This is a genomic window from Thermomonospora umbrina (assembly GCF_003386555.1).
GTDB classification, from domain to species: domain Bacteria; phylum Actinomycetota; class Actinomycetes; order Streptosporangiales; family Streptosporangiaceae; genus Thermomonospora; species Thermomonospora umbrina.
Window position 1 is genome coordinate 5,751,144 of record NZ_QTTT01000001.1, and the last position, 23,155, is coordinate 5,774,298.

Annotated in this window: 23 protein-coding genes and 1 pseudogene; 14 read left to right on the forward strand and 10 right to left on the reverse strand. The window is 71.3% G+C overall.

Translation table 11 applies throughout. The features are described 5' to 3' along the window. Positions 1-121: 121 nt before the first annotated feature. Positions 122-3,922, forward strand: a complete 3,801-nt coding sequence (locus DFJ69_RS25780) for an RCC1 domain-containing protein (protein WP_116024980.1) — start codon at positions 122-124, stop codon at positions 3,920-3,922. Between the two features lie 86 nt (positions 3,923-4,008). Here DFJ69_RS25780 and DFJ69_RS25785 read toward each other — a convergent pair whose 3' ends face one another. After that, positions 4,009-5,010: a zinc-dependent alcohol dehydrogenase family protein gene (locus tag DFJ69_RS25785; RefSeq protein WP_116024981.1), complete on the reverse strand. Its 1,002-nt coding sequence runs from the start codon at positions 5,008-5,010 to the stop codon at positions 4,009-4,011. Positions 5,011-5,127: 117 nt separating this feature from the next. Between DFJ69_RS25785 and DFJ69_RS25790 the strand changes: the two genes are divergently transcribed. Beyond that, on the forward strand, positions 5,128-5,466 hold the full coding sequence (locus tag DFJ69_RS25790) for an ArsR/SmtB family transcription factor (protein WP_116024982.1): 339 nt from the start codon (positions 5,128-5,130) through the stop codon (positions 5,464-5,466). 25 nt (positions 5,467-5,491) lie between these two features. Here DFJ69_RS25790 and DFJ69_RS36360 read toward each other — a convergent pair whose 3' ends face one another. Beyond that, entirely contained in the window at positions 5,492-5,800 is a 309-nt protein-coding gene (locus tag DFJ69_RS36360) for a Uma2 family endonuclease (protein ID WP_211328742.1), read from the reverse strand. A 12-nt stretch (positions 5,801-5,812) separates the two neighbouring features. Beyond that, complete coding sequence (locus DFJ69_RS36365) at positions 5,813-6,079, reverse strand: Uma2 family endonuclease (protein ID WP_211328749.1); 267 nt, start codon at positions 6,077-6,079, stop codon at positions 5,813-5,815. 296 nt (positions 6,080-6,375) lie between these two features. Here DFJ69_RS36365 and dnaE point away from each other — a divergent pair, with 296 nt between their 5' ends. Next, positions 6,376-9,909: a DNA polymerase III subunit alpha gene (dnaE, locus tag DFJ69_RS25800; RefSeq protein WP_116024983.1), complete on the forward strand. Its 3,534-nt coding sequence runs from the start codon at positions 6,376-6,378 to the stop codon at positions 9,907-9,909. Positions 9,910-9,948: 39 nt separating this feature from the next. On the opposite strand, the gene DFJ69_RS25805 is transcribed toward dnaE, so the two are convergent. Both DFJ69_RS25805 and DFJ69_RS34480 read right to left on the reverse strand, forming a co-directional pair. Beyond that, a complete protein-coding gene (locus tag DFJ69_RS25805) occupies positions 9,949-11,316 on the reverse strand; it encodes an FAD-binding oxidoreductase (protein ID WP_170177777.1) in 1,368 nt (455 codons plus the stop codon). 14 nt (positions 11,317-11,330) lie between these two features. Beyond that, positions 11,331-11,510 carry a hypothetical protein gene (locus DFJ69_RS34480; protein ID WP_170177778.1) on the reverse strand — a complete coding sequence of 60 codons (180 nt, stop codon included), beginning with the start codon at positions 11,508-11,510 and terminating at the stop codon, positions 11,331-11,333. A 194-nt stretch (positions 11,511-11,704) separates the two neighbouring features. Here DFJ69_RS34480 and DFJ69_RS25810 point away from each other — a divergent pair, with 194 nt between their 5' ends. Continuing rightward, on the forward strand, positions 11,705-12,859 hold the full coding sequence (locus DFJ69_RS25810) for a sensor histidine kinase (RefSeq protein WP_245974576.1): 1,155 nt from the start codon (positions 11,705-11,707) through the stop codon (positions 12,857-12,859). Next, positions 12,856-13,512: a response regulator gene (locus DFJ69_RS25815; RefSeq protein WP_116024985.1), complete on the forward strand. Its 657-nt coding sequence runs from the start codon at positions 12,856-12,858 to the stop codon at positions 13,510-13,512. Before DFJ69_RS25810 ends, DFJ69_RS25815 begins: the two co-directional genes overlap by 4 nt. Here the strand turns inward: DFJ69_RS25815 and DFJ69_RS25820 are convergent. Next, entirely contained in the window at positions 13,499-14,236 is a 738-nt protein-coding gene (locus tag DFJ69_RS25820) for a DUF6882 domain-containing protein (RefSeq protein WP_116026919.1), read from the reverse strand. The genes DFJ69_RS25815 and DFJ69_RS25820 overlap by 14 nt on opposite strands. 15 nt (positions 14,237-14,251) lie before the next feature. Further along, positions 14,252-15,127, reverse strand: coding sequence for an SAM-dependent methyltransferase (locus DFJ69_RS25825; RefSeq protein WP_116024986.1), 876 nt, complete (start codon positions 15,125-15,127; stop codon positions 14,252-14,254). 210 nt (positions 15,128-15,337) lie between these two features. Between DFJ69_RS25825 and DFJ69_RS25830 the strand changes: the two genes are divergently transcribed. After that, positions 15,338-15,958: a hypothetical protein gene (locus tag DFJ69_RS25830; RefSeq protein WP_245974577.1), complete on the forward strand. Its 621-nt coding sequence runs from the start codon at positions 15,338-15,340 to the stop codon at positions 15,956-15,958. Here DFJ69_RS25830 and ybaK read toward each other — a convergent pair. After that, complete coding sequence (gene ybaK / locus DFJ69_RS25835; RefSeq protein ID WP_116024987.1) at positions 15,842-16,336, reverse strand: Cys-tRNA(Pro) deacylase; 495 nt, start codon at positions 16,334-16,336, stop codon at positions 15,842-15,844. The two genes, DFJ69_RS25830 and ybaK, sit on opposite strands and share 117 nt — an antisense overlap. A gap of 36 nt (positions 16,337-16,372) precedes the next feature. Continuing rightward, on the reverse strand, positions 16,373-17,035 hold the full coding sequence (locus tag DFJ69_RS25840) for an LON peptidase substrate-binding domain-containing protein (protein WP_116024988.1): 663 nt from the start codon (positions 17,033-17,035) through the stop codon (positions 16,373-16,375). Positions 17,036-17,175: 140 nt separating this feature from the next. On the opposite strand from DFJ69_RS25840, the gene hisD reads away from it, so the two are divergent. From hisD to hisF, 8 genes and pseudogenes are all read left to right on the forward strand, one after another. Beyond that, complete coding sequence (gene hisD / locus DFJ69_RS25845; RefSeq protein ID WP_116024989.1) at positions 17,176-18,483, forward strand: histidinol dehydrogenase; 1,308 nt, start codon at positions 17,176-17,178, stop codon at positions 18,481-18,483. Next, positions 18,480-19,580, forward strand: coding sequence for a histidinol-phosphate transaminase (locus tag DFJ69_RS25850; RefSeq protein ID WP_116024990.1), 1,101 nt, complete (start codon positions 18,480-18,482; stop codon positions 19,578-19,580). Before hisD ends, DFJ69_RS25850 begins: the two co-directional genes overlap by 4 nt. Beyond that, on the forward strand, positions 19,577-20,170 hold the full coding sequence (gene hisB / locus DFJ69_RS25855) for an imidazoleglycerol-phosphate dehydratase HisB (RefSeq protein ID WP_116024991.1): 594 nt from the start codon (positions 19,577-19,579) through the stop codon (positions 20,168-20,170). The genes DFJ69_RS25850 and hisB overlap by 4 nt, the downstream gene beginning before the upstream one ends. Positions 20,171-20,172: 2 nt before the next feature. Beyond that, complete coding sequence (locus DFJ69_RS34485) at positions 20,173-20,328, forward strand: hypothetical protein (protein WP_170177779.1); 156 nt, start codon at positions 20,173-20,175, stop codon at positions 20,326-20,328. Beyond that, positions 20,325-20,954 (forward strand): imidazole glycerol phosphate synthase subunit HisH, encoded by a 630-nt coding sequence (hisH, locus tag DFJ69_RS25860; protein ID WP_116024992.1) that lies wholly within the window; start codon positions 20,325-20,327, stop codon positions 20,952-20,954. The genes DFJ69_RS34485 and hisH overlap by 4 nt, the downstream gene beginning before the upstream one ends. Positions 20,955-20,970: 16 nt before the next feature. Beyond that, positions 20,971-21,693: a bifunctional 1-(5-phosphoribosyl)-5-((5-phosphoribosylamino)methylideneamino)imidazole-4-carboxamide isomerase/phosphoribosylanthranilate isomerase PriA gene (gene priA / locus DFJ69_RS25865; RefSeq protein ID WP_116024993.1), complete on the forward strand. Its 723-nt coding sequence runs from the start codon at positions 20,971-20,973 to the stop codon at positions 21,691-21,693. After that, positions 21,690-22,082: a RidA family protein gene (locus DFJ69_RS25870; RefSeq protein ID WP_116024994.1), complete on the forward strand. Its 393-nt coding sequence runs from the start codon at positions 21,690-21,692 to the stop codon at positions 22,080-22,082. The genes priA and DFJ69_RS25870 overlap by 4 nt, the downstream gene beginning before the upstream one ends. Next, a pseudogene (hisF, locus tag DFJ69_RS25875) lies at positions 22,079-22,848 on the forward strand (imidazole glycerol phosphate synthase subunit HisF). Before DFJ69_RS25870 ends, hisF begins: the two are co-directional and overlap by 4 nt. A 3-nt stretch (positions 22,849-22,851) precedes the next feature. Here the strand turns inward: hisF and DFJ69_RS25880 are convergent. Beyond that, positions 22,852-23,121: a DUF1876 domain-containing protein gene (locus DFJ69_RS25880; protein ID WP_116024995.1), complete on the reverse strand. Its 270-nt coding sequence runs from the start codon at positions 23,119-23,121 to the stop codon at positions 22,852-22,854. Positions 23,122-23,155 lie beyond the last annotated feature (34 nt).

Sequence of the window (23,155 nt, forward strand, 5' to 3'; positions counted from 1 at the left end):
CCGACGTGATTTTTTGTGGTGGTCTCTGCGGACGGTTGGGAGATCGCATCTTCTGGGAGAAATGTTCATCCACGGATGACTAGGTGCCGATCACCGCCGCACGTACGTTCAAGGCGCGCTCATGATCAATGTGCGCGCTCATCGCTGGACAGGAGACGGCGTGCGACCTCCATCAAGACGTTCCTGGCGCGGCCTTGCGGCCGTGCTCCTCACCTCGGCCACCGTGATCGCCCCCGTGGCCGCGAATCCCACCACGGCTCGGGCCGAACCCGGACCGGTGTTCGACCATGGGAGGCACAAGGGAAAGGTTCCCGGAACTCGTGGCCCCCTGCCGCAGGGCTTCTCCAAGACTCGGATGCACGTCAAGTTCCGGAGCGACCGCAAAGTGCGGCTTTCGGGCGCGAAACTGTCCGCTGAGTCCGGCGCCGACGTCACCGCCATTCAGAACGTTCTGAAAAGCCATCCGACCGCCCGGATGAGCAGGGTCACCACCCGTTCCGAGAACGAGCTCATCGAAAAGCGCCTCAAATTGGAGAAGCGCGCCGGCCGCAAGTTGCCGGACCTCACCTCTTGGTATGTCATTGACGCTCCAGGCGGCGTCGAGGGACTTCTCGCCGGCCTGAACAAGCTTCCTGCGGTCGAGATCGCCCAGGCCGTGCCCATCCCGGTGAACACCACGGCCCCCGTGCGACGTTCGGCGCTCCGCAATCCGGGAGATGAGCCGTTGCGCGAGCACCAGCGCTACCGCAACGCGGCCGACTCCCCGGCGGGCGGTGGCATCGACGCCGATTATATCAACGCCATTCCAGGCGGCAAGGGCGATGGCATCACCGTCAGCGTCATCGAGACCATTCCTCTTTTCGAGGCCGATGCGCATGTTCCCATCGACGGAGGGCCGGGCCTGGTCGCGGCGGGCGCTGGACACACTCTGCGCGTGACCACCGCCGAAGACGGCCGTAAGGTCTGGGCCACCGGTCGCAATCTCCACGGCGAGCTGGGAATCGGCACCACCACCGGAACCAAGCTGCTGACTCCGATACCGGGGCTGTCGGGAGTCACCACGGTGGCCGCCGCCGGTAATTTCTCGATGGCCTTGAAGTCCGACGGGTCGGTGTGGACCTGGGGAGACAATACCCATGGCCAACTCGGCATCGGGAACACCGTGATGCGGCCGAGCCCCGTCCAGGTCCCCGGCATCACCAACGCCGTCCAGATCGCCGCGGGGGAGGGTGGTCACGCCCTTGCCGTCCTGGCCGATGGCACGGTCAGGGCATGGGGCCGCAACTCCAGCGGCCAGCTCGGTGACGGCACCACGACCAATCGAACCACACCGGTCACGGTGACCGGTCTGACCGGTGTGGCAACCCATTTCGGTGCCATCTCCGGTGGAGAACTGCAGTCGATGGCGGTGCTGACCGATGGTACCGTCAAGGCTTGGGGGTCGGGGCTGGAAGGCCGACTCGGAAACGGTGGCACCGGCAGTGTGACCGCGACGACCGTGCCCGGCCTCACCAATGTCAGTCATGTCAGCAACGGACTCGCCCACGGCCTGGCCCGCCTCACCGATGGCACGATCAAGGCGTGGGGCCGTAATTCCAGCGGGCAGGTGGGCGACGGCACCACGACCACCAGGACCACACCCGTCACCGTGCCCGGTCTGACCGGGGGATTCTGGGTCACGGCGGGTGACAATCACAGCGTGGCCGAGGTGACCGACATCTATGGCAACCTCGTGGGCAGGGCGTGGGGCGCCAACGCCGACGGCCAACTCGGCGATGGAACCACGACACCTCGCGTGGCACCGGTCAGTATGACCTGGTCCGCAGGAGAGAGTAGTGCAAGGACCACGGTCGCAGGCGGTCGGCATACCTATACCGTCCTCGGAGTGATAGGACTCAACTCCACCGGGCAATTGGGTCAGGGAGACTACATCAATCGCCTGAAACTGGCGCGCATGGTCTTCTGGTACAACCGTTTCAACGCGTGCCATGAAGACCTGGGCAACCGCCCCGCGCCAGGGGGGCGGCTGCGCTATCTGAGCGAGATGATCAATGTTCCGTGCCATCATGGGCGGGCGGCCTCTCATGGGACACAGGTCGCCGGAATCATCGGCTCACGCGATGACAATCAGGCCGGACTGGCGGGCATCGCGCCCAATGCCGAAATGCAGGTCGGTTTGGACGACGACTTGGTCGAGGCGGTGCAGAACTCAAGCCCCGGCGATGTGATGTCCCTCTCGATCGGTTGGAGCAGTTCCGGCAAGCACTACCCGTGGGAGCTGAACAGCTTCGACTACGACCTGATCGTCACGGCCACGGCCAACGGTGTCACCGTCGTACAAGCGGCCGGCAACGGTGATAACGACCTGGACGATCCCAACGACTCCCTCGCCAAAACGCTCATGGATCGTCCTGATTCGGGCGCGATCATCGTCGGAGCGGGTGAACCGCCCAGCGTCAACGGCTCCAACTGTCTCGGCGCCGGCCGTCCGGCCGCTCGCACGGCGATCGCGAAACCCGTGACGTGGTGGGGTTCCACCCACGGCTCACGCGTCAATGTGCAAGGTTACGGCATGTGCGTGGCGACCACCGGACTGCCCAACGCCAAGGGCCTGACCCCGTCCGAGACCGACCCGAACAAGATGTACACCGGAACGTTCAATGGCACTTCCAGCGCCACTCCCATCGTGGCCGGTGCGGTCGCGGCGCTCCAGGGAGCGGCCAAGCAGTCCGGCCACGTCCTGCCGGTCGAGACCGTGCGCACCATTCTCCAGCGGACCGGCACGCCCCAACCCGCCGGTGACACCCACCACATCGGCCCCCTGCCGAACCTGCGCGCTGCGATCGCCTTCCTGCACGGGGGAGTCGCCGCCGGAACCGTCCATACGCTGGGTGTCAAGAACGACGGCACGGTATGGGCGGCCGGCCGTAACAGCGATGGCCAACTAGGCGACGGCACGACCACGTGGCGCAACGCCCCCGTGAACGTCGAAGGTCTGACGGGTGTGCTGCGCACACCGGGCTCGGTCGCCGGAGGTGATGCCCACTCCGTGGCGGTGAAGGCCGACGGGACGGTCTGGGCGTGGGGGCAGAATTCCGCCGGTCAGTTGGGTGACGGGACGACGACCGGTCGCACCACGCCCGTCCAGGTGGCGGGGCTGACCGGAGTGGTCGCCGTTGCGGCGGGAGGCGACTTCTCGTTGGCCTTGAAGTCTGACGGGACCGTCTGGGGATGGGGCGGAAACGGGAGCGGCCAGTTGGGTGATGGGACGACGACCGGTCGCACCACGCCCGTCCAGGCGACCGGACTGACCGGGGTGGTCTCCTTGGCCGCTCGTGGGCAGCGTGTGATGGCGGTCCGGTCGGACGGCACGGTACGAGCCTGGGGCGCCGGCCCGCTCGGCAACGGAGCGACGGCCGGAAGCTCCACCCCCGTCACCGTCACCGGGCTGACCGGAGTGGTCACCAGGCCGGGAGCGATCGCCGTGGGCATCGACCACTTCGTCGCCGTCAAGACGGACGGCACCGTCTGGACGTGGGGCGGCAACGCGAACGGTCAACTCGGAGATGGCACCACCACCGGACGCACCACCCCGGTCCAGGTCACCGGTTTGACCGGCGTCTCGGGTGTCGGAGCCGGCTACTGGTATTCGCTCGCGGTCAAGTCGGACGGTACCGGTGCGGCCTGGGGTCATAACGCGAACGGTCAACTCGGCAACGGCACCACCGGCGGGGAGTCGACCACCCCCGTGCCCGTGACGGGTCTGTCCGGGGCCACGGGCATCGCCTCCGGCGGCTGGTTCAGCGTCGCGAACCGTGCCGACGGGACCATTTTCACCTGGGGTTCCAACGCCGCCGGCCAACTCGCCGACGGCACCTACACCAATCGCACCACGCCCGGTCCGGTCAACGCCACACCCTGATCGCGATATCGGAGCCCCTGCCCCGCCGCCTCTGGGCGGTGGGGCAGGGGCCCACGCGTTTCACGGGCGGTCCATGCCTGCCGCGATCAGTGGCCGACCGTGAGGACGATCTTGCCCACCTGGTTGCCCGATTCCATGTGGCGGTGTGCGTCGACGACCTCGTCCAGATCGAAGACCCGGTCCACGACCGGCTCGAAGGCGCCGGTGCGCAGGCCCGAGGAGATGAACGCGGCGGCGCGGAGTAGGCGTTCCGGGTGGGCGGTCGTCTCGCGGGTCACGGTGTAGGTGCGCATGTTCAGTGCCGGCATCCCGAGATCGAAACCCGGATACGGGGTCGGCTCGTCGCTCAATGCCCCGTACAGCAGGAGCGTGCCCTCAGGGGCGACCACCTTGGCGAGGTCCGTCACGCCGGGGCCGGCGATGGCGTCGAAGACGACCTCGGCGCCTCGGCCCTCGGTGAGGCCGAGCACGCGGTCCGCGACGTCCTCCTCATCGGTGACGATCACCTCGGCGGCCCCAGTCTTGAGCAGCGCGTCCTTCTTGGCCCTCGTTCGCGTGGTGGCGATGGGCGTCGCGCCGACGTGGTTCGCGAGTCGGATCGCGGCCAGGCCCACGCCGCTGGAGGCGGCGGTCAGCACGACGGTGTCGCCGGGCCGCAGCCCGGCGACGTCCACCAGGCCCCCGTAGGCGGTGAGGTAGGGCATCCACACGGCGGCGCCCCCGATCGCGTCGAGCCCGTCGGGACGGTGCAGCACCGCGGACGCGGGGACGACCGCACGCTCGGTGTAAACGCCGTGGTCGTTCATCGAGAACCCGGGCACCACGCTGACGGGCCGACCGGGCTCGAACCCCGTCACGCCCGGACCGATGGCCTCGACCACCCCGGCCGCCTCGGTGCCGAGCCGGGCGGGGAACTCCTTGACCGGCTCGATGTAGTTACCGCTGCGAAAGAGCGCCTCGGCGCGGTTGACGCCGATCGCGTCCACCCGGATCAGCACTTCCCCGGGGCCGGGGTCGCCGGCGTCGACGTCCTCCACCCGCAGTACGTCAGGACCTCCGAGCTCGTGGAAACGCACCGTTCTGGCCATCACGCCACGTCCTTCCCGTTCGGCGGCACCGCGCCGCGTCCCCATCCCAGTCCAAAGTACGATGACTGTCAAACTTTGATGAGTGTCGTACCATGACGACGTGGAGGTGGACGGCCCATGACGACGACGCAGCGCACTCCGCGGGACCGCGTCCCGCCCCATCCGGACGTCCGGGCGATCAGCCTTCAGCAGGTGCTCGAAGCCTTGGTCGACCCGGTCCGCCGCCGGATCGTCGCCGAGTTGTACGCCGCCCGCCGCGACCTCGCCTGCGGCGCGATCGACCTGCCGGTCGGCAAGTCCACCGCCACGCACCACTTCACCGTGCTCCGCGAGGCCGGCCTCATCCGCCAGCACTACGTCGGCACGTCCAGGATGAACGCCCTGCGCCGCGAGGAGATCGACGAGGCGTTCCCCGGCCTCCTCCACGCGCTGGTGGGCGAGCGCCACCGAGACTGAACACGATCCGGGTCGGCCTGGGCCCCTAGAACCTGGTCAGCTCGGCGAATCCCACGTCCACTGCGACCGGTGAATCCAGTCGCAGTCGCTCACGGTGGACCTCGCGCGGTTCGTACCGGAGCCTTGACCAGTCCAGCCGGTACTCACTGATTTGCTCGATGCGCTCCCAGTCCTTGTCGAACCGGACCAGGAGATACACGGGGATGCCCGCCCTGGCGTACTGCACGTGCTTCAAGCCCAGATCGTCATCGATCGTGGCCGGCGAGGTCACTTCCACGACGAGGAGGATGTGGTCGCGAACCGTGTTGACATCATAGGGCTCGCAGTCGCGCACGAAGAGGTCGGGTTAGCGGACGTTCAACTCTCCGGTCTCGGAGTCTCGCAGCCGGACGGCCACGTCGTCGCTCACCCGCAGGCACGGGCCGTTGGGGTCGCGGCCCGCCTCCAGAGCCGCCGCCAGTCGGCGGTTGACGAGGCCGTGGATCTCCGACTGCGCCATGCACTCGATCACGAAGCCGTCGACGATCTCGACGTCGCCCAGCGCGTCCGGCTCCAGTTCGAGGAACTCGTCCGCCGTGATGTGCCGTGGCGCATACCCGGGATCACGTTTCACCGTCACCACCCTCGGCTTCTCCGCCGGTCATCGACATGAGACTCATTGAATCTCACATGAGACTCATTGCGTTCAATCCTAGCCGAGAGCGGTGGCGCAGGCGCGGAGAGTAAGGAGGGAGCGGGGCGAACCGGGCATGCGGTGTGTCGGGCGGCGGGGGCTCGTGGGGCGCGTTAGGCTCTTGGGACCGCGTCGTCCCGGGGTCCCGGGGCGGCGGTCCTTCCCCCGGTCCGGTACCTCGCGACACGTGTCCTGCGGCACGTGCGCGGTCGCATGCACTAGGAGGCGCAGCGGGCATGAGCGACTCGTTCGTACATCTCCACGTACACACCGAGTACTCCATGCTCGACGGGGCCGCCCGCCTGAAGCAGATGTTCGCCGAGGTCGAGCGGCAGAAGATGCCCGCCATCGCGATGACCGACCACGGCAACATGCACGGCGCGTACGACTTCTGGAGGCACGCCAAGGACGTCGGCGTGACGCCGATCATCGGGATCGAGGCGTACGCCGCCCCCGAGTCGCGGTTCCACAAGAAGAAGGTCCAGTGGGGTGAGCCCAGCCAGAAGCGCGACGACGTCTCCGGCGGCGGGCTGATCAACCACAAGACGCTGTGGGCCCGCAACAAGACGGGGCTGCACAACCTGTTCAAGCTGTCGAGCCGGGCCTACCTCGAGGGGTTCGTGTTCAAGTACGCCCGGATGGACGAGGAGTTGCTCGCCGAGCACTCCGAGGGCGTGATGGCCACCACCGGGTGCCCGTCCGGGAAGGTGCAGACGCGGCTGCGGCTGGGGCAGTTCGACGACGCGCTCAAGGCCGCCGCGACGTTCCAGGACATCTTCGGCAAGGAGAACTACTTCCTGGAGCTGATGGACCACGGGCTGGAGATCGAGCGCCGGGTCCGCGACGGGCTGCTGGAGATCGGCAAGCGGCTCGGCATCCCCCCGGTGGTGACGAACGACTCCCACTACACGCACGAGTCCGAGTCCGCCGCCCACGACGCGTTGCTGTGCGTGCAGGTCGGCAAGCAGCTCGCCGACCCCGACCGGTTCCGGTTCGACGGGTCCGGCTACTACATCAAGACCGCCGAGGAGATGCGGGGGATCGACACCTCCGACGCCTGGGTCGAGGGCTGCCGCAACACCCTGCTGGTCGCCGAGCGGGTCGACCCGTCCGGGTTCTTCGAGCAGCACAACCTGATGCCCCGCTTCCCGGTGCCCGAGGGGGAGACCGAGGACTCCTGGTTCCGCAAGGAGGTCATGCGGGGCATGGACTGGCGGTTCCCCGAGGGGTACGACGAGGAGCACCGCAGGCAGGTCGAGTACGAGATCGACATCATCCTGCAGATGGGGTTCCCCGGCTACTTCCTGGTGGTCGCCGACTTCATCATGTGGGCCAAGAAGAACGGGATCGCGGTCGGCCCGGGCCGTGGCTCGGCCGCCGGGTCGCTGGCCGCGTACGCGCTGGGCATCACCGACCTGGACCCGATCCCGTTCGGGCTGATCTTCGAGCGGTTCCTCAACCCCGAGCGCGTGTCCATGCCCGACGTCGACATCGACTTCGACGAGCGTCGGCGCGGCGACGTGATCCGGTACGTGACCGAGCGGTGGGGCGCCGACAAGGTCGCCATGATCGCCACGTTCGGCACCATCAAGGCGAAGGCCGCCGTGAAGGACGCCGGCCGCGTCCTGGGCTTCCCGTACGCGCTGGGCGACCGGATCTCCAAGGCGTTCCCGCCGGCGGTGATGGGCAAGGAGATCCCGCTGTCGGGCATCTTCGACGACAAGCACCCCCGGTACGGCGAGGCGGGCGAGCTCCGCAAGCTGTACGAGGAGGAGGTCGACGTCAAGCAGGTGCTGGACCTGGCGCAGGGCCTGGAGGGGCTGATCCGGCAGACCGGCGTGCACGCCGCCGGCGTGATCATGTCGGCGGAGCCGATCACCGACCACATCCCGATCATGCGCCGGGACAGCGACGGGGCCATCATCACGCAGTTCGACTATCCGACCTGCGAGACGCTGGGCCTGCTCAAGATGGACTTCCTGGGCCTGCGCAACCTGACGATCATGGACGACGCCCTGAAGGCCATCAAGGCCAACAAGGGCATCGAGATCGACCTGCTTCGGTTGGAGCTGGACGACGAGAAGACCTACCAACTGCTGGCGCGCGGCGACACCCTGGGCGTGTTCCAGCTCGACGGCGGGCCCATGCGGGCGCTGCTGCGGCTGATGAAGCCCGACAACTTCGAGGACATCTCCGCCGTGCTGGCGCTGTACCGGCCCGGCCCGATGGGCGCGAACTCGCACACCAACTACGCGCTCCGCAAGAACGGCCAGCAGGAGATCACCCCGATCCATCCGGAGCTGGAGGAGCCGCTCGCCGAGATCCTCAGCACCACCCACGGCCTGATCGTCTATCAGGAGCAGGTCATGGCCATCGCGCAGAAGGTGGCCGGGTACACCCTCGGCGGCGCCGACCTGCTGCGCCGCGCGATGGGCAAGAAGAAGAAGTCCGAGCTGGACAAGCAGTTCGAGTTCTTCGAGAAGGGCATGCAGGACAACGGCTACTCGGCCGAGGCCATCAAGGCGCTGTGGGACATCCTGCTGCCGTTCTCCGACTACGCCTTCAACAAGGCGCACACCGCCGGGTACGGGCTGGTGTCGTACTGGACCGCCTATCTGAAGGCCAATTTCCCGGCCGAGTACATGGCCGCGCTGCTCACCTCGGTCAAGGACGACAAGGACAAGAGCGCCCTCTATCTGAACGAGTGCCGCCGGATGCGGATCACCGTGCTGCCGCCGGACGTCAACGAGTCCGACGCCGACTTCACGCCCAAGGGCGACACCGAGGTCCGCTTCGGCCTGTCGGCCATCCGCAACGTCGGCGACAACGTGGTGGACGGCGTCATCGCGGCCCGCCGCGACAAGGGCGATTTCAGCGATTTCAATGATTTCCTCAACAAGGTGCCGCCCGCCGTGTGCAACAAGCGGGTCGTGGAGTCGCTGATCAAGGCGGGCGCGTTCGACAGCCTGAAGCACGAGCGCAAGGCCCTGCTGATGGTCCACGAGCAGGCCATCGACTCGGTCATCGACATCAAGCGCAAAGAGGCGATCGGGCAGGACTCGCTGTTCGGCGCGTTCGACGAGGGCGAGGAGTCGGCGGCGTTCTCGGTGGCCATTCCCGAGGGCGAGGAGTGGGACAAGACCACCCTGCTGGCGTTCGAGCGGGAGATGCTGGGCCTGTACGTCTCCGACCATCCGCTGCTGGGCGTGGAGCACATCCTCGCCAAGGAGGCGGACGTGTCGATCGCCAACCTCACCGCCGACGGCGACCGCCCCGACGGGCAGGTCGTCACGGTGGCGGGGCTGGTGTCGGGCCTGCAGCGCAAGGTCACCAAGCAGGGCAACTCGTGGGCCATGTTCGCCCTGGAGGACCTGGGCGGCTCCATCGAGGTGATGTGCTTCCCGTCGTCGTACCAGTTGTGCTCCACCCTGCTGGCCGAGGACGCGATCCTGGTGGTCCGGGGGCGGATCGACAAGCGCGAGGACGTCGCCAAGATCATCGCCATGGAGGTGATCCAGCCGGACCTCACGGTCGCCGAGTCGGGCGCGCCGCTGGCGGTCACCCTGCCGATCGGGCGCTGCACCCCGCCGATCGTGGAACGGCTCAAGGAGGTCCTCATCACCCACCCCGGGTCGAACGAGGTCCACCTCCACCTGCAGAACGGCCCGCGCGTCACGGTGGTCCGCCTCGACGACAAGCTCCGGGTGGCACCCTCGCCCGCGCTGATGGGCGACCTCAAGCAACTGCTGGGCCCGTCCTGCCTCACCTGACCCCGGTGGCGGCGCGGACGGGCCCGCGCGGCGGCCCGTTCAGCGGAAGTCGTGGCCGCCCGACAGCAGGTCCTCCGGGTCGTACCGCCTCTTGATCTCGACCAGCCGCCGGTGGTCCTCCTCGGTGTAGGCCGTCGCCGTCGCCTCCGGGTCGCCCAGGAAGTTCAGGAACGAGCCCCCGGTGGCGTACGGGCGGACGCGGGCGGCGGCCTTCGCCACGGCCTCCCCGACGGGACCGGACTCCTCCGGACCCGCCGCCTCGGCACCGACCATCACCGAGAACGGGACGTCCCGGTGGCCGACGGGACCCGCGCCCTCCGGCGGCCGGTCCATCGCCCCGCCCCAATGCCGCACCTCGACCCCGGCGACCGGACCGCCGTCCTCGACGATGCCGATCACCTCCGCGACCGCCTCCTCCGGCAGGTCGCGGAGCAGCTCCAGACGCCCCTCGGCACGGGAGGGCCCGGGCGGGGGGCCGAACAGCGCGGAGGTGTCCGCGAAGGTGATGGGGCGGAGCATGTCCATCAACGGCGTCCCCGCCGCCGCGCGGAGCGGGGCCAGCACCGCCTCCGCCTCCTCCGCGTCGCCCAGGTGGAACGCCCGCAGCCCGAGCGCCGGTCGGCCGCGCAGCGGTTCGGGCAGGTGCGGCGCGTCCGGCATCCGCATCAGCATCAGCGCCGTGTTGGAACGGTCCGGCTCGTCCCACGCCCAGTCCCGGTACACGGCCAGCGCCCGCGCCGCGTTCTCGAACGGGAACACCGCCATGCCCGCGTACGCCTCGGCGACCGGATACAGCGGCAGCTCCAACGCGGTGACGAGGGCGAACGCGCCGCCCCCGCCGCGCAGGGCCCACAGCAGATCCGGATGGTCCTGATGATCATCGCCGCCGACCGTCAGGATCTCGCCCTCGGCGGTCACGACCTCCGCCGAGATCAGCCCGTCGGCCGCGTAACCGTACCGGCGCGACAGCCACCCCGCGCCGCCGCCGAGCGTGTAGCCCACCACGCCGACCGTGGGGGAACTGCCCGACACCGGGGCCAGGCCGAACGGCGCGGCGGCCGCGACCACGTCGCCCCACAACGCCCCTGCGGCCACCCGGACCGTACGACGCTCCGGATCGACGCGGACGCCGTTCATCGCGGCGGTCCGCAGCAGCAGACCGCCGTCACAGGGCCGCACCGCGCCGTGCCCGGTGGCCATCACCGTCAGGGGAAGGCCGTGCGCGCCCGCCGCACGGACGACCGCCCGAACGTCGGCGGGCCCCGCCGCCTCGGCGATCAGCCCGGGACGGTGCTCCGTGGTGCGACGCCACGGCAGCCGCGCCTCCTCGTAGTCCTGGTCCCTGGGCAGCAGCGTTCGGACTCCGGCGTCCCGCAGCTCCCGTGCGGCGTCATCGACGTTCCTCATGGATCCTCCTTGATTCATCGGCAGGGTCGGGGGTTCGGCGGGGTGTCCCCGGCCCACCAGGGCGGGCCGCCCCACCAGCGCCCGAAGTCCGGGAGCAGCAGACCGGCCAGCAGGCGCAGCGTCGCGGCGTCCTCGGTGTCGGCGGTCTCGGTCGAGGCCGCCGCCGGGGCGGGCGGATGCGAAGGCGAGATCATCACCGGCTCCTTCCTCCCGTCGCGTCATGATCCGAGCCTGGCGGCCGGCCCCCGCCCGGGTCGTCCCACGGTGGAAGGCTCTTGTCGCTGGTACGAGGAGTGCAGAGGGCGTGGACGTACTGCGGGAGGAGTAGCCGCCGGCTCCTCTCGGCGGCGGACGCCCGGGCACCCGCGTCCGGTTTAGGGTGCGTCACATGGGTTTGGGTCATGGAAGGGCGCAGGGGCACGGAATCGTGCGCGGAGCCGTGGCGGTGCTGGTCATCATGGCCCTCCAGCCGCTGGGAGCGCTGGCCGCGCCGCCGGCCCGGACGGAGCTGGACGTCCTCGGCGTCGCGCTGCTCCTCGCCGGCTCCCTGGCGCTGGTGGCGCTGCGGTGGTCGCCCGCCGCGGCGGTGGCGGGCACGACCGTGGGCGGGTTCGGCTACCTGCTGCTGGGCTATCCCGGGACCGGGGCGGCGGTCCCCGTGATGATCTCCCTGTTCGTCGCCGCGAAGACCGGGCACCGCCGGATCATTCCGCTGCCCCTCGCCGCGTTGGCGCTGCTGGTGGTGAGCGACCTGATGCTCGTGAAGGGCGGACTGCCCCCGCGCGAGACCGTCCACGACCGCTTCCTGTTGGCTGGCTGGCTGGTGGCCAGCGCGGCGCTCGGCGGGGCGTTCCACCAGTGGGGCAACTACGTCCAGGAGGCCGAGCGGCGCGCCGCCGAGGCCGAGCGGACCCGCGAGGAGACCGCGCTCCGCCGGGCGGGGGAGGAACGCCTCCGGATCGCCCGCGAGCTGCACGACTCCCTCACCCACAGCATCTCGATCATCAAGGTGCAGGCCGGCGTCGCCGTCCATCTGGCCCGCAAGCGCGGCGAGCAGGTCCCCGAGGCGCTGCTGGCCGTCCAGGAAGCCAGCAGCGAGGCCATGCGGGAGCTGCGCGCCACGTTGGAGGTCCTCCGCGACGGCGACGCCTCCGGCAGCGGCCTGGACCGGCTGGGGGAGTTGGTGCAACGCGCCCGGTCCGCCGGGCTGCCGGCCACCCTCACGATCAGCGGGTCCGAGCGCACGGTGCCCGCCGAGGTCGACCAGGCCGCCTACCGGATCGTCCAGGAGGCCCTGACCAACGTCACCCGCCACGCCGGGCCCGCCTCGGCCGCCGTCCGCATCGTCTACGGGACCGACGCCCTGACCGTGCAGGTGGACGACGACGGCCTCGGCACCGGCGGCCTGCCGGAGAGCACCGGGCTGGGCCTGCTCGGGATGCGCGAGCGGGTCGCCGCCCTCGGCGGACGGCTGCGCGCCGAACCCCGCCCCGAAGGCGGCTTCACGGTCCGCGCCGAGCTCCCGGTCGGGGGCGCCTCGTGATCCGGGTGCTGCTCGCCGACGACCAGCCGCTGATCCGCGCCGGCTTTCGGGCGCTCCTGGACGCCGAGGACGACCTGGAGGTCGTCGGCGAGGCCGGCGACGGGCTGCGCGCCGCGGAACTGGCCGCCGCGCACCTGCCCGACGTCGTCCTGATGGACGTCCAGATGCCGGGCCTCGACGGCATCGAGGCCACCCGCCGGATCGCCGCCGACCCCCGGCTGGCGCGCGTCCACGTGGTCATCCTCACCAACTACGGCCTGGACGAGTACGTCTACGACGCGCTGCGGGCCGGCGCCGCGGGCTTCATGGTCAAGGACACCGAGCCCACCGACCTCCTCCACGGGATCCGGGTGGCGGCGCGCGGCGACGCGCTGCTGTCCCCGGCCATCACCCGCAGGCTGATCGGCCAGTTCGTGTCCCGTCCCCTGGACGGCCGCGCCGAGGCCGGGCTCGACGAGCTCACCAACCGGGAGCGCGAAGTCGTGGCGCTGGTCGCCGGAGGGCTGTCCAACGACGAGATCGCCGAGCACTTCGTGATCAGCCCCGTCACCGTCAAGACCCACGTCAGCCGGGCGATGACCAAGCTGCGCGCCCGTGACCGGGCCCAACTGGTGGTGTTCGCCTACCAGGCCCGACTGGTCACCCCTCCATGATCGACGGGGTGGGGGCCGGGGCCGTCCGGGTCCGCCATTCGGCCAGCCGTCCGAGCCCGTCGAACGCGGCGTGGGCGGAGCCGCCGCCCGGCAGCCGCGCCTCGATCGTCCGGGGGCCCTCGGCGTAGGGCACCCGGTGATGGCTCAGGAACCGGGCCAGCGTCAGCCGCGGATCGTGCGGGAACAGGCTGACCGCGTTCATCACCAGCCGGGGCACCGGGATCGGGTCCCAGCTTGCCCGGGGCGCCTGCGCGTCGTCCACGTGCAGGTAGGCCGAGCCGCCGTCGTAGCCCGCTCCGATGTAGCCGCCCCCGCCCAGCACGCCCCCGGCGGCCACCGCCACCAGCTCGCCCCCGTGCCCGGCCGGGCCGTCGTACCAGGACAGGTCCACCTCGGGGGTGACGAACTCGGGGATGCCCAGCCGCTCGCCCAGCTCCCGCACCACCAGCGTGGGCGCCACCGCCGGATGGTCCGCGCCGAACTGCGGGTTGGCCCACCCCCACAGCCAGGTCTGCTCCTGGACCGCGTAGCTGCCCAACAGCGACACCCGCACCGTCACGCCGCCGCTGGAATACGTGCGGGCGGTCAGGTCGGCGTTCCAGTCCTCGCGTGGCAGGAACTCCGCCAGGGTCTCCTGCTGGTGCAGGACGACCGCGGCGAGCGCTGCGCCGAGGCGCTGGAAGGCCGGACTGAACCCGGCCGGCGTCGGGGTGCGACCAGACATGTCGGGCACATTATCTCAGGGCTCCGCCCGGATTTCCGCCCCGTCGCCGGACCCGATCGTGAACGTTCGAGGACGCCGGGCCACACCGCAGTATCCCCACAGCGAACCCGCGTCGTGCAGCGCCGGATCATCGGTCCCCCACTGCCCGAGGTGGGTGACGGCGGGCTCGGCGCCCTCGCGCGGCGGCACCAGCTCCAGACCGTCGAACAGTCGGGTGACCTGCGCACGGTCGCGGAAGTGGGCGCTGGCCGTCGCGCCCGCGTACACTGCCTTGATCGTCTCGGCCGCCTCCGGTGACCGACCGTCGAAGGTCCCGTGCGACAGCGCCAGGTAGCTCCCCGGCGGCAGCGCCCCCATGTACCTCGCGATCAGGCCCCCCGGGTCGTCCTCGTCCGCGATGAACGGCACCAGCGCGATGAGCAGCAGCGCCACCGGCATCCCGAAGTCGATGGTGCGGCGGAGCCGCTCGTTCCCGAGGAGCGCGTCCGGGTCGCGGAAGTCGGCGGTGATCACGGTGGTGTTGCCGGTGCCGGTGAGCAGCGCCTGCGCGTGCACGAGCACCAGCGGGTCGATGTCGGCGTAGACGACCCGGGCCTCGGGGTTGACGGCCTGGGCGACCTGGTGGGTGTTCTCCTGCGTCGGCAGGCCCGCCCCGATGTCGATGAACTGCGCGACACCCGCCTCGCCCGCCAGCCAGCGCACCGCCCGCTGCAGGAAGCGGCGGTTGGCCCACGCCCCCGCCTCCAGCTCGGGCACGACCGCCCGGATGCGATCGGCGGCCTCCCGGTCGGCGGCGTAGTTGTCCTTGCCGCCCAGGTAGTGGTCGTACAGCCGAGCGGGGCTCGGGACGGTCGGGTCGACACCCGGCGGGGCGGCCTCGACGTCGCTCATCGTGCTCCTCCATGACGCCCGCGGCGGCGTCGGCTCCGGTGCTTGCTCCGTCTCTCCCGCAAGGATGCCGAGGCGATCGACGGCGCGGGAACGATCTCCGGTGGCCGGTGCCGGACAGTCCCCGTCGGGGCCTCGCGGGGTCGGCGGTTCGCCGGTGTCCGTCGATCACCGGAACGGGGACGGTTACGCTTCCGTACCGGGGAGGATCCGATGAGCGATGGGGGGCGGCGCGTGGGCCGACCGGGTGTGCGGGCGTTGCGGATCTGGGCGGTGACGACGGCGGCGCTGGCGCTGCTCGGTCCGCCCGCGGGGCTGCTGTGGGCCGCGCTCGCACCACCGGTGCGGTATCTGCTGCTGAACGACAGGGTCGCGCTCGCCGACCCGGAGACCCAGGCGCTCATCGCCGGCGATGGCCGGTTCGCGGTGATCGCCGGGACCGCCGGGCTGCTCTGCGGCGGGCTGGCCTACCTGGCGGGCGGGCGCGGCAACGACGTTCCGCTGGTGCTCGGGCTGGGCACGGGCGGGACCGCCGCCGCCCTGCTGGCCTGGTGGACGGGCCACCGGATCGGCCTCGGCGGGTTCGAGGAGTCGGTGCGGGCCGCCGCCGGCCGCGCCGTGGAGGGTCCCGCCGACCTGCACGCCACCGGCGTCGTGGTGTTCTGGCCGTTGGTGGCGGTGGTCGCGTACGGGCTGCTGGAGACCTCGGTGGCCCGGCTAGCCCCGCGCGATGGGGGCGAGGACGGCGCCGGTGAGGGCGACCAGGTCGACGGGGGCGAGCTCGATCTGCAGACCCCGTCGCCCGGCGGAGACAAGGACCGTGTCGAACCCTGACGCCGACGCGTCCACCACGGTCGGCAGCCGCCGCCGCTGCCCCAGCGGGCTGATCCCGCCGACGACGTAACCGGTCGCCCGCTCGGCCGCCTGCGGCTCGGCCATCTGCGCCCTCTTGCCGCCGACGGAGGCCGCCAACGCCTTCAGGTCCAACGCCCCCGACACGGGCACCACCCCGACCGTCGGCTCGCCGTCCACCACGGCGACCAGGGTCTTGAACAGCCGTTCCCTCGGCACGCCGAGCGCATCGGCCACCGCCGCCCCGTAGCCGTCGGTCCCGGCGTCCACGTCATGGGGATGCAGGGTGAACGCGACCTTCGCCCGCGTGGCCGCCACCGTCGCCGGCGTCCGCCCCCCACCCTTCTTCACCGCGCTCATGGGGGCAGTCTGCCGTCACCGATCGTTCGTCGCACGTCAGTTCGGGTGCACGGCGCCGTCGATGAACGAGCTCGCCGGGACGGTCGGCAGGGCGTGCAGCAGCCGGTTCTCCCGGGCCAGCAGGTCCTGCTCGGCGCGCAGTCGATGGGCGGCGTCCTCGGCCTCCAGGAGCCGCTGCCGCTCGTTCCGGTCCAGCATCACGGCGGCGGCGACCAGGTACGACAGGCGGATCGGGTCGGAGGGCATCCGGACCGGCCGGGTCGGCTCCGCGCCTGCCGCGGCCAGCCGCTCCCGGTACCGGTCGAACAACCAGGCCACCCGCAGCGCGACCGGCCCCGGCGCCTCGCCGGGCTCCTCCGGCAGGAACTCCACGTCGCCCCGCAGATAGGGGAGCGAGTCGTCCACGTCCTTGACCCGGAACCTGGCGCCGCCCACGGTGACCACGTCGTACCGGCCGTCGTCGTGGGCCTCCACGGCGCGCACCTCGGCCACGCAGCCGACCTCGGCCAGCCGCCGCGCCGCGCCGGGCCCCACCTCGTGGCCCAGCTCGATGCCGACCACCCCGAATCGGCGGGGCTCCGGCCCGGCCGCCAGGTCCCGCACCAGCGCCCGGTAGCGCTCCTCGAAGACGTGCAGGGGCAGCACCAGCCCGGGGAACAGCACGGTGCCCAGCGGGAACAACGGCAGCCGATCGGTCACGGCCCCAGGCTACGCCCCAGTAGCGATCTTGCCAGGCCCCGAAATCTCAGATGGTGAAGCCCCGGTCACGGTCATGGACGGGTGTCTCGTTCTCTGAGACCGGTGGCCGCGCGGCGGGCGGCGCTCCGTAGACTGGGGCGGTGATCTCCCGTGACGACCTGCGCGGTTCGCTGCCCGGCGACCTGCGCTCCGTGCTGCCCCGCGCCGAGCTCGACGTCGAGGCCGCCCTGGAGAAGGTGCGGCCGATCTGCGAGGACGTGCGCCATCGCGGCTCGGAGGCGGTCCGGGAGTACACCCGGAGATTCGACGGCGTGACCCTGGACCGCCTCCGGGTGCCCGCCCGGACCGTCGCCGAGGCCCTGACGACCCTCGACCCCGCGGTGCGCGACGCGCTGGAGGAGTCGATCCGCCGGGCCCGCCTCGTCCATCGCGACCAGCGCCGCAGCGACGTCACCACCCGGGTCGTGCCCGGCGGCACCGTCACCGAGCGGTGGATCCCGGTCGACCGCGTCGGCCTGTACGTGCCGGGCGGGCGGGCCGTCTACCCGTCCAGCGTCGTGATGAACGTCGTCCCCGCCCAGGAGGCCGGGGTCGGCTCGCTGGCCGTCACGTCCCCGCCGCAGCCCGAGCACGGCGGCCTCCCGCACCCGACGATCCTGGCGGCGTGCGCGCTGCTGGGCGTCGACGAGGTGTACGCGGCCGGCGGGGCCCAGGCGATCGCGATGTTCGCGTACGGCACCGACGAGTGCCGGCCGGCGAACCTGGTCACCGGGCCGGGCAACATCTGGGTGGCCGCCGCCAAGCGGTACCTCAAGGGCGTCATCGGCATCGACTCCGAGGCCGGCCCCACCGAGATCGCCGTCCTCGCCGACGGCACCGCCGACCCCGTCCACGTGGCCGCCGACCTGATCAGCCAGGCCGAGCACGACCCGCTGGCCGCCGCCGTGCTGGTCACCGACAGCCCCGGGCTGGCCGACGCCGTCGAGCGGGAGCTGGCCGACCAGGTCGCCCGCACCAAGCACGCCGACCGGATCACCGAGGCCCTCGCCGGGCCCCAGTCCGGCATCGTCCTGGTCGACGACCTGGAGGCCGGCCTGGCGGTGGTGAACGCCTACGCCGCCGAGCACCTGGAGATCCAGACGGCGAACGCGCGCGAGCTGGCCGCCCGGGTGCGCAACGCCGGGGCGATCTTCATCGGCGCGCACTCGCCCGTGTCGCTGGGCGACTACCTGGCCGGGTCCAACCACGTGCTGCCGACCGGCGGGTGCGCCTGCCACTCCTCGGGGTTGTCGGTGCAGTCCTTCCTGCGCGGCGTCCACGTCGTGGAGTACGACGAGCCCGCGCTGGCCGAGGCCACCGCCCGGGTCGTCGCCCTGGCCGAGGCCGAGGACCTGCCCGCCCACGGAGCCGCGATGAAGGCCCGCTTCGACTGGGGGATCCCCGAGTGACGTCCCTGAACGACCTCCCGATCCGCGACGACCTGCGGGGCCGGGAGCCCTACGGCGCGCCCCAGCTCGACGTGGCGGTGCGCCTGAACACCAACGAGAACCCGTACCCGCCGTCGCCGCGGCTGGTGAAGGCGCTGGGCGAGGCGGTCGCCGAGGTGGCCGGGTCGCTCAACCGCTATCCCGACCGCGACGCCGTCGCGCTGCGCGCCGACCTGGCCGACTTCCTCAACGCGGACACGCCCGGCGCGGGACTGACCGCCGAACGGGTGTGGGCGGCCAACGGCTCCAACGAGATCATCCAGCAGATCCTGCAGGCGTTCGGCGGCCCCGGCCGGCGGGCGCTGGGCTTCGAGCCGTCGTACTCGATGCACCCGATCATCACGCACGTCAGCGGCACCGCGTGGATCGACGCGCAGCGCGACGAGGACTTCGGCCTCGACCCGGAACGGGCGGTGGCCGCGGTCGAGGCGCACCGGCCCGACATCGTCTTCCTCACCTCGCCCAACAACCCGACCGGCACCGCGCTGCCGCCGGAGGCCATCGAGGCGATCCTGGAGGTCGCCCCCGGGATGGTCGTGGTGGACGAGGCGTACGGGGAGTTCCGCCGCGAGGACACCCTCTCGTCGCTGGAACTGCTGCCCGACCATCCGCGGCTCATCGTCACCCGCACGATGTCCAAGGCGTTCGCGATGGCCGGCACCCGCCTCGGCTACCTCGCCGCCGACCCGGCCGTCATCGAGGCGCTGCTCCTGGTGCGGCTGCCGTACCACCTGTCGGCCGTCACCCAGGCCGTGGCCCGCACCGCGCTGGCCCACTCCGAGGAGCTGCTCGGCACCGTCGACACGCTGCGCCACGAGCGCGACCTGCTCGTCGGCTGGCTGCGGTCGCAGGGGCTCCGGGTGGCCGACTCCGACGCCAACTTCGTGCTGTTCGGCACGTTCGCCGACCGTCGCAGGGTGTGGCGGGCGGTGCTGGATCAGGGCGTCCTGATCCGCGAGGTCGGCCCGCCCGAATGGCTGCGGGTCAGCATCGGCACCTCCGAGGAGACGGCGACCTTCCGCTCCGCCCTGACGACCGCCCTGAAGGAGGCACAGTGAGCCGTACCGGTCGCGTCGAGCGCGGCACCAAGGAGACCACCGTCCTCGTCGAGATCGACCTCGACGGCACCGGGCGGGTGGACGTCGCGACGGGTGTGGGCTTCTTCGACCACATGCTCGCGCAGCTCGGCAAGCACGGGCTGTTCGACCTCACCGTCAAGACCACCGGCGACCTGCACATCGACAGCCACCACACCATCGAGGACACCGCGATCGCGCTCGGCCAGGCGTTCGCGCAGGCCCTGGGGGACAAGGCCGGCATCCGCCGGTTCGCCGACGCCTCCGTGCCGCTGGACGAGTCCCTGGCCCAGGTCACCGTGGACATCGCCGGACGGCCCTACCTGGTGCACTCCGAGCCCGCGGGCATGGCCCCGATGATCGGCCCGGAGTACGACACCACCATGACCCGGCACGTCCTGGAGTCGTTCGTCTCCCACGCGCGGATCGCCCTGCACGTCCACGTCCCGTACGGGCGCAACGCCCACCACATCGTCGAGGCCCAGTTCAAGGCGCTCGCCCGGGCGCTGCGCGACGCCGTGGCCCTCGACCCCCGGGTGACCGGCGTGCCGTCGACCAAGGGGGCGCTGTAGCGATGGAGTTCTCCTACCTCAACGTGGCGATGTTCGGTGTGGGGGTCTTCCTGTTGATGGGCGTGATCAGCTTCATCAAGCAGGGGATCAAGTTCGGCGCCCTGGTCCTGCTGGTGCTCACCGCGCTGGCCTTCACGGCGGGAGCGCTGCGGCTGTGAGGCCCAAGGTGGTCGTCCTCGACTACGGGTCGGGGAACCTGCGGTCGGCCGAGCGGGCGGTGGCGCGTGCCGGGGCCGACGTCACCGTGACCTCGGACGCCGAGGCCGCGCTGAACGCCGACGGCCTCGTCGTGCCCGGCGTGGGCGCGTTCGCGGCCTGCATGGAGGGGCTGCGCTCCCTCCGCGGCGAGACGATCATCGGCCGCCGGCTCGCCGGCGACCGTCCCGTGCTGGGCATCTGCGTGGGCATGCAGATCCTCTTCGAGAAGGGTGTCGAGCACGGCGTCACCACCGAGGGCTGCGCCGAATGGCCCGGCACGGTGGAGCGCCTGCACGCGCCGATCCTGCCGCACATGGGTTGGAACACCGTTCGGGCCCCGGCCGACTCCGTGCTGTTCGACGGTCTGGACGCCGACACCCGGTTCTACTTCGTCCACTCCTACGCCGTGCGCCGCTGGGAGCTGCCACCGGGACGCCTCATCCCGCCGACCGTCACCTGGGCCGAGCACGGCGAGCCGTTCGTCGCCGCCGTCGAGAACGCCGCGCTGTGCGCGACCCAGTTCCACCCGGAGAAGTCCGGCGACGCCGGGGCCCGACTCCTCCGCAACTGGCTGTCCACCCTCTGAGAAACGGGTACCCACGATGACCTTGACGCTCCTTCCCGCCGTGGACGTCGCCGACGGCCGGGCCGTACGCCTGGTGCAGGGCGAGGCCGGCACCGAGACCTCCTACGGCGCGCCGCTGGACGCGGCGCTGGCCTGGCAGTCGGCGGGGGCGGAGTGGATCCATCTGGTGGACCTGGACGCGGCGTTCGGGCGGGGCTCCAACCGCGAGCTGGTGGCCGAGGTGACCGGACGGCTGGACGTCAAGGTCGAGCTGTCGGGCGGCATCCGCGACGACGCCTCGCTGGAGGCGGCGCTCGGCACCGGCTGCGCCCGCGTCAACATCGGCACCGCCGCCCTGGAGAGCCCCGAGTGGTGCCGCAAGATCATCGCCGAGTACGGCGAGCAGATCGCGGTCGGCCTGGACGTGCGCGGCACCACCCTCGCCGCGCGCGGCTGGACCCGCGAGGGCGGCGACCTGTGGGAGGTGCTGGCCCGGCTGGAGGACGACGGCTGCCCCCGCTACGTGGTCACCGACGTGACCAAGGACGGCACGCTGCGCGGTCCCAACGTCGACCTGCTGCGCGAGGTGTGCACCCGCACCGACCGGCCGGTGATCGCCTCGGGCGGCGTCTCGTCGCTGGACGACCTGCGCGCGCTGGCGGGGCTGGTCGGCGACGGCGTCGAGGGCGCGATCGTCGGCAAGGCGCTGTACGCCGGGGAGTTCACCCTCGAAGAGGCCTTGGCGGCGGTGTCGGGATGATCCGACGGATCTCCTCGGGCGGCCCCTGGGAGGACGCCTTCGGCTACTCCAGGGCGGTGCTCGCCGGCGACCTGGCGATGGTGTCCGGCTGCACCGCCACCGTGGACGGCGAGGTCGTGCACGAGGGCGACGCCCACGAGCAGACCCGCACCGCGATCCGGATCGCGCTGTCGTCGCTCGAACGGCTCGGGCTGGGCGCCCAGGACGTCGTACGGACCCGGATGTACATCACCCGGGCCGACGACGCGACGGAGGTCGGCCGCGCGCACGGCGACTTCTTCGCCGCCGTGCGGCCCGCCGCGAGCATGCTGATCGTGGCCGGGCTGCTCGACCCGCGGATGCTGGTCGAGGTCGAGGTCGACGCCTACCGGGGGAGCGGGGAACGATGACGGTCGCGGTGCGGGTGATCCCCTGCCTGGACGTGGACGCGGGCCGCGTGGTCAAGGGCGTCAACTTCCAGAACCTGCGGGACGCGGGAGACCCGGTCGAACTGGCCCGCCGGTACGACGCCGAGGGCGCCGACGAACTCACGTTCCTCGACATCACCGCCTCCAGCGCCGACCGGTCCACCACCTACGACGTGGTGCGGCGGACGGCCGAGGAGGTGTTCATCCCGCTGACCGTGGGCGGCGGCATCCGCGCGGTCGAGGACGTCGACCGGCTGCTCCGCGCCGGGGCCGACAAGGTGTCGATCAACACGGCGGCCATCGCCCGGCCGGAGTTCCTCAACGAGGCGGCCCGACGGTTCGGCTCGCAGTGCATCGTCCTGTCGGTGGACGCCCGCCGGGTCACCGGCGACACCCGCACCGACTCCGGCTACGAGGTCACCACCCACGGCGGCCGTCGCGGCACCGGCCTCGACGCGATCGAGTGGGCCCGCCGCGGCCAGGAACTGGGTGTCGGCGAGATCCTCCTCAACTCCATGGACGCCGACGGCACCAAGAACGGCTTCGACCTGGAGATGCTGGAACGCGTCCGCGCCACCGTGACGGTCCCGGTGATCGCCAGCGGGGGGCGGGCGCCCTGTCCCACTTCCCTCCGGCGGTGGCCGCCGGCGCGGACGCGGTCCTGGCGGCCAGCGTGTTCCACTTCGGCGACCTCAAGATCTCCGAGGTCAAGGACACCCTGCGCTCCCACGGCCACCCCGTCCGCTGAGGGCTAGCGGGAGAGTCGTACCCTGCGGTGTTCGATCTGGCTGATCTCCTGGGCGGCCGCGTCGAGGAGGCCGTGGGACAGTTCCGACAGGGCCCGGGACACCGCCAGTTCGTCGCCGATGCTGGGCACGTCGGCGTCGCGTGGGTTGCGGCGGGCGATGCCGCGGCCGGTCAAGGTGGTGCCCGCGGCGGTCGTGAGTCGGGCCTCGGCCTCGGTGTGGCGTTCCTGCTCGGCGATGTCGACGGTCAGCGTCCAGTTCTTGTTCTCGTTCACAGTCTTCCCCCTTCGGACGTTTCCTCCCTCTACG

What these genes read in the sequence shown, in the direction of transcription:
- DFJ69_RS25820 (WP_116026919.1), bottom strand. Translation starts at nt 14,236, where the DNA reads ATGTCTGGTCGCACCCCGACGCCGGCCGGGTTCAGTCCGGCCTTCCAG.
- DFJ69_RS25870 (WP_116024994.1), top strand. Translation starts at nt 21,690, where the DNA reads ATGATCCGACGGATCTCCTCGGGCGGCCCCTGGGAGGACGCCTTCGGC.
- dnaE (WP_116024983.1), top strand. Translation starts at nt 6,376, where the DNA reads ATGAGCGACTCGTTCGTACATCTCCACGTACACACCGAGTACTCCATG.
- ybaK (WP_116024987.1), bottom strand. Translation starts at nt 16,336, where the DNA reads ATGAGCGCGGTGAAGAAGGGTGGGGGGCGGACGCCGGCGACGGTGGCG.
- DFJ69_RS25825 (WP_116024986.1), bottom strand. Translation starts at nt 15,127, where the DNA reads ATGAGCGACGTCGAGGCCGCCCCGCCGGGTGTCGACCCGACCGTCCCG.
- DFJ69_RS34485 (WP_170177779.1), top strand. Translation starts at nt 20,173, where the DNA reads ATGGAGTTCTCCTACCTCAACGTGGCGATGTTCGGTGTGGGGGTCTTC.
- DFJ69_RS25830 (WP_245974577.1), top strand. Translation starts at nt 15,338, where the DNA reads ATGAGCGATGGGGGGCGGCGCGTGGGCCGACCGGGTGTGCGGGCGTTG.
- DFJ69_RS25810 (WP_245974576.1), top strand. Translation starts at nt 11,705, where the DNA reads ATGGGTTTGGGTCATGGAAGGGCGCAGGGGCACGGAATCGTGCGCGGA.
- priA (WP_116024993.1), top strand. Translation starts at nt 20,971, where the DNA reads ATGACCTTGACGCTCCTTCCCGCCGTGGACGTCGCCGACGGCCGGGCC.
- DFJ69_RS25780 (WP_116024980.1), top strand. Translation starts at nt 122, where the DNA reads ATGATCAATGTGCGCGCTCATCGCTGGACAGGAGACGGCGTGCGACCT.
- DFJ69_RS34480 (WP_170177778.1), bottom strand. Translation starts at nt 11,510, where the DNA reads ATGATCTCGCCTTCGCATCCGCCCGCCCCGGCGGCGGCCTCGACCGAG.
- DFJ69_RS25790 (WP_116024982.1), top strand. Translation starts at nt 5,128, where the DNA reads ATGACGACGACGCAGCGCACTCCGCGGGACCGCGTCCCGCCCCATCCG.
- DFJ69_RS25785 (WP_116024981.1), bottom strand. Translation starts at nt 5,010, where the DNA reads ATGGCCAGAACGGTGCGTTTCCACGAGCTCGGAGGTCCTGACGTACTG.
- DFJ69_RS25805 (WP_170177777.1), bottom strand. Translation starts at nt 11,316, where the DNA reads ATGAGGAACGTCGATGACGCCGCACGGGAGCTGCGGGACGCCGGAGTC.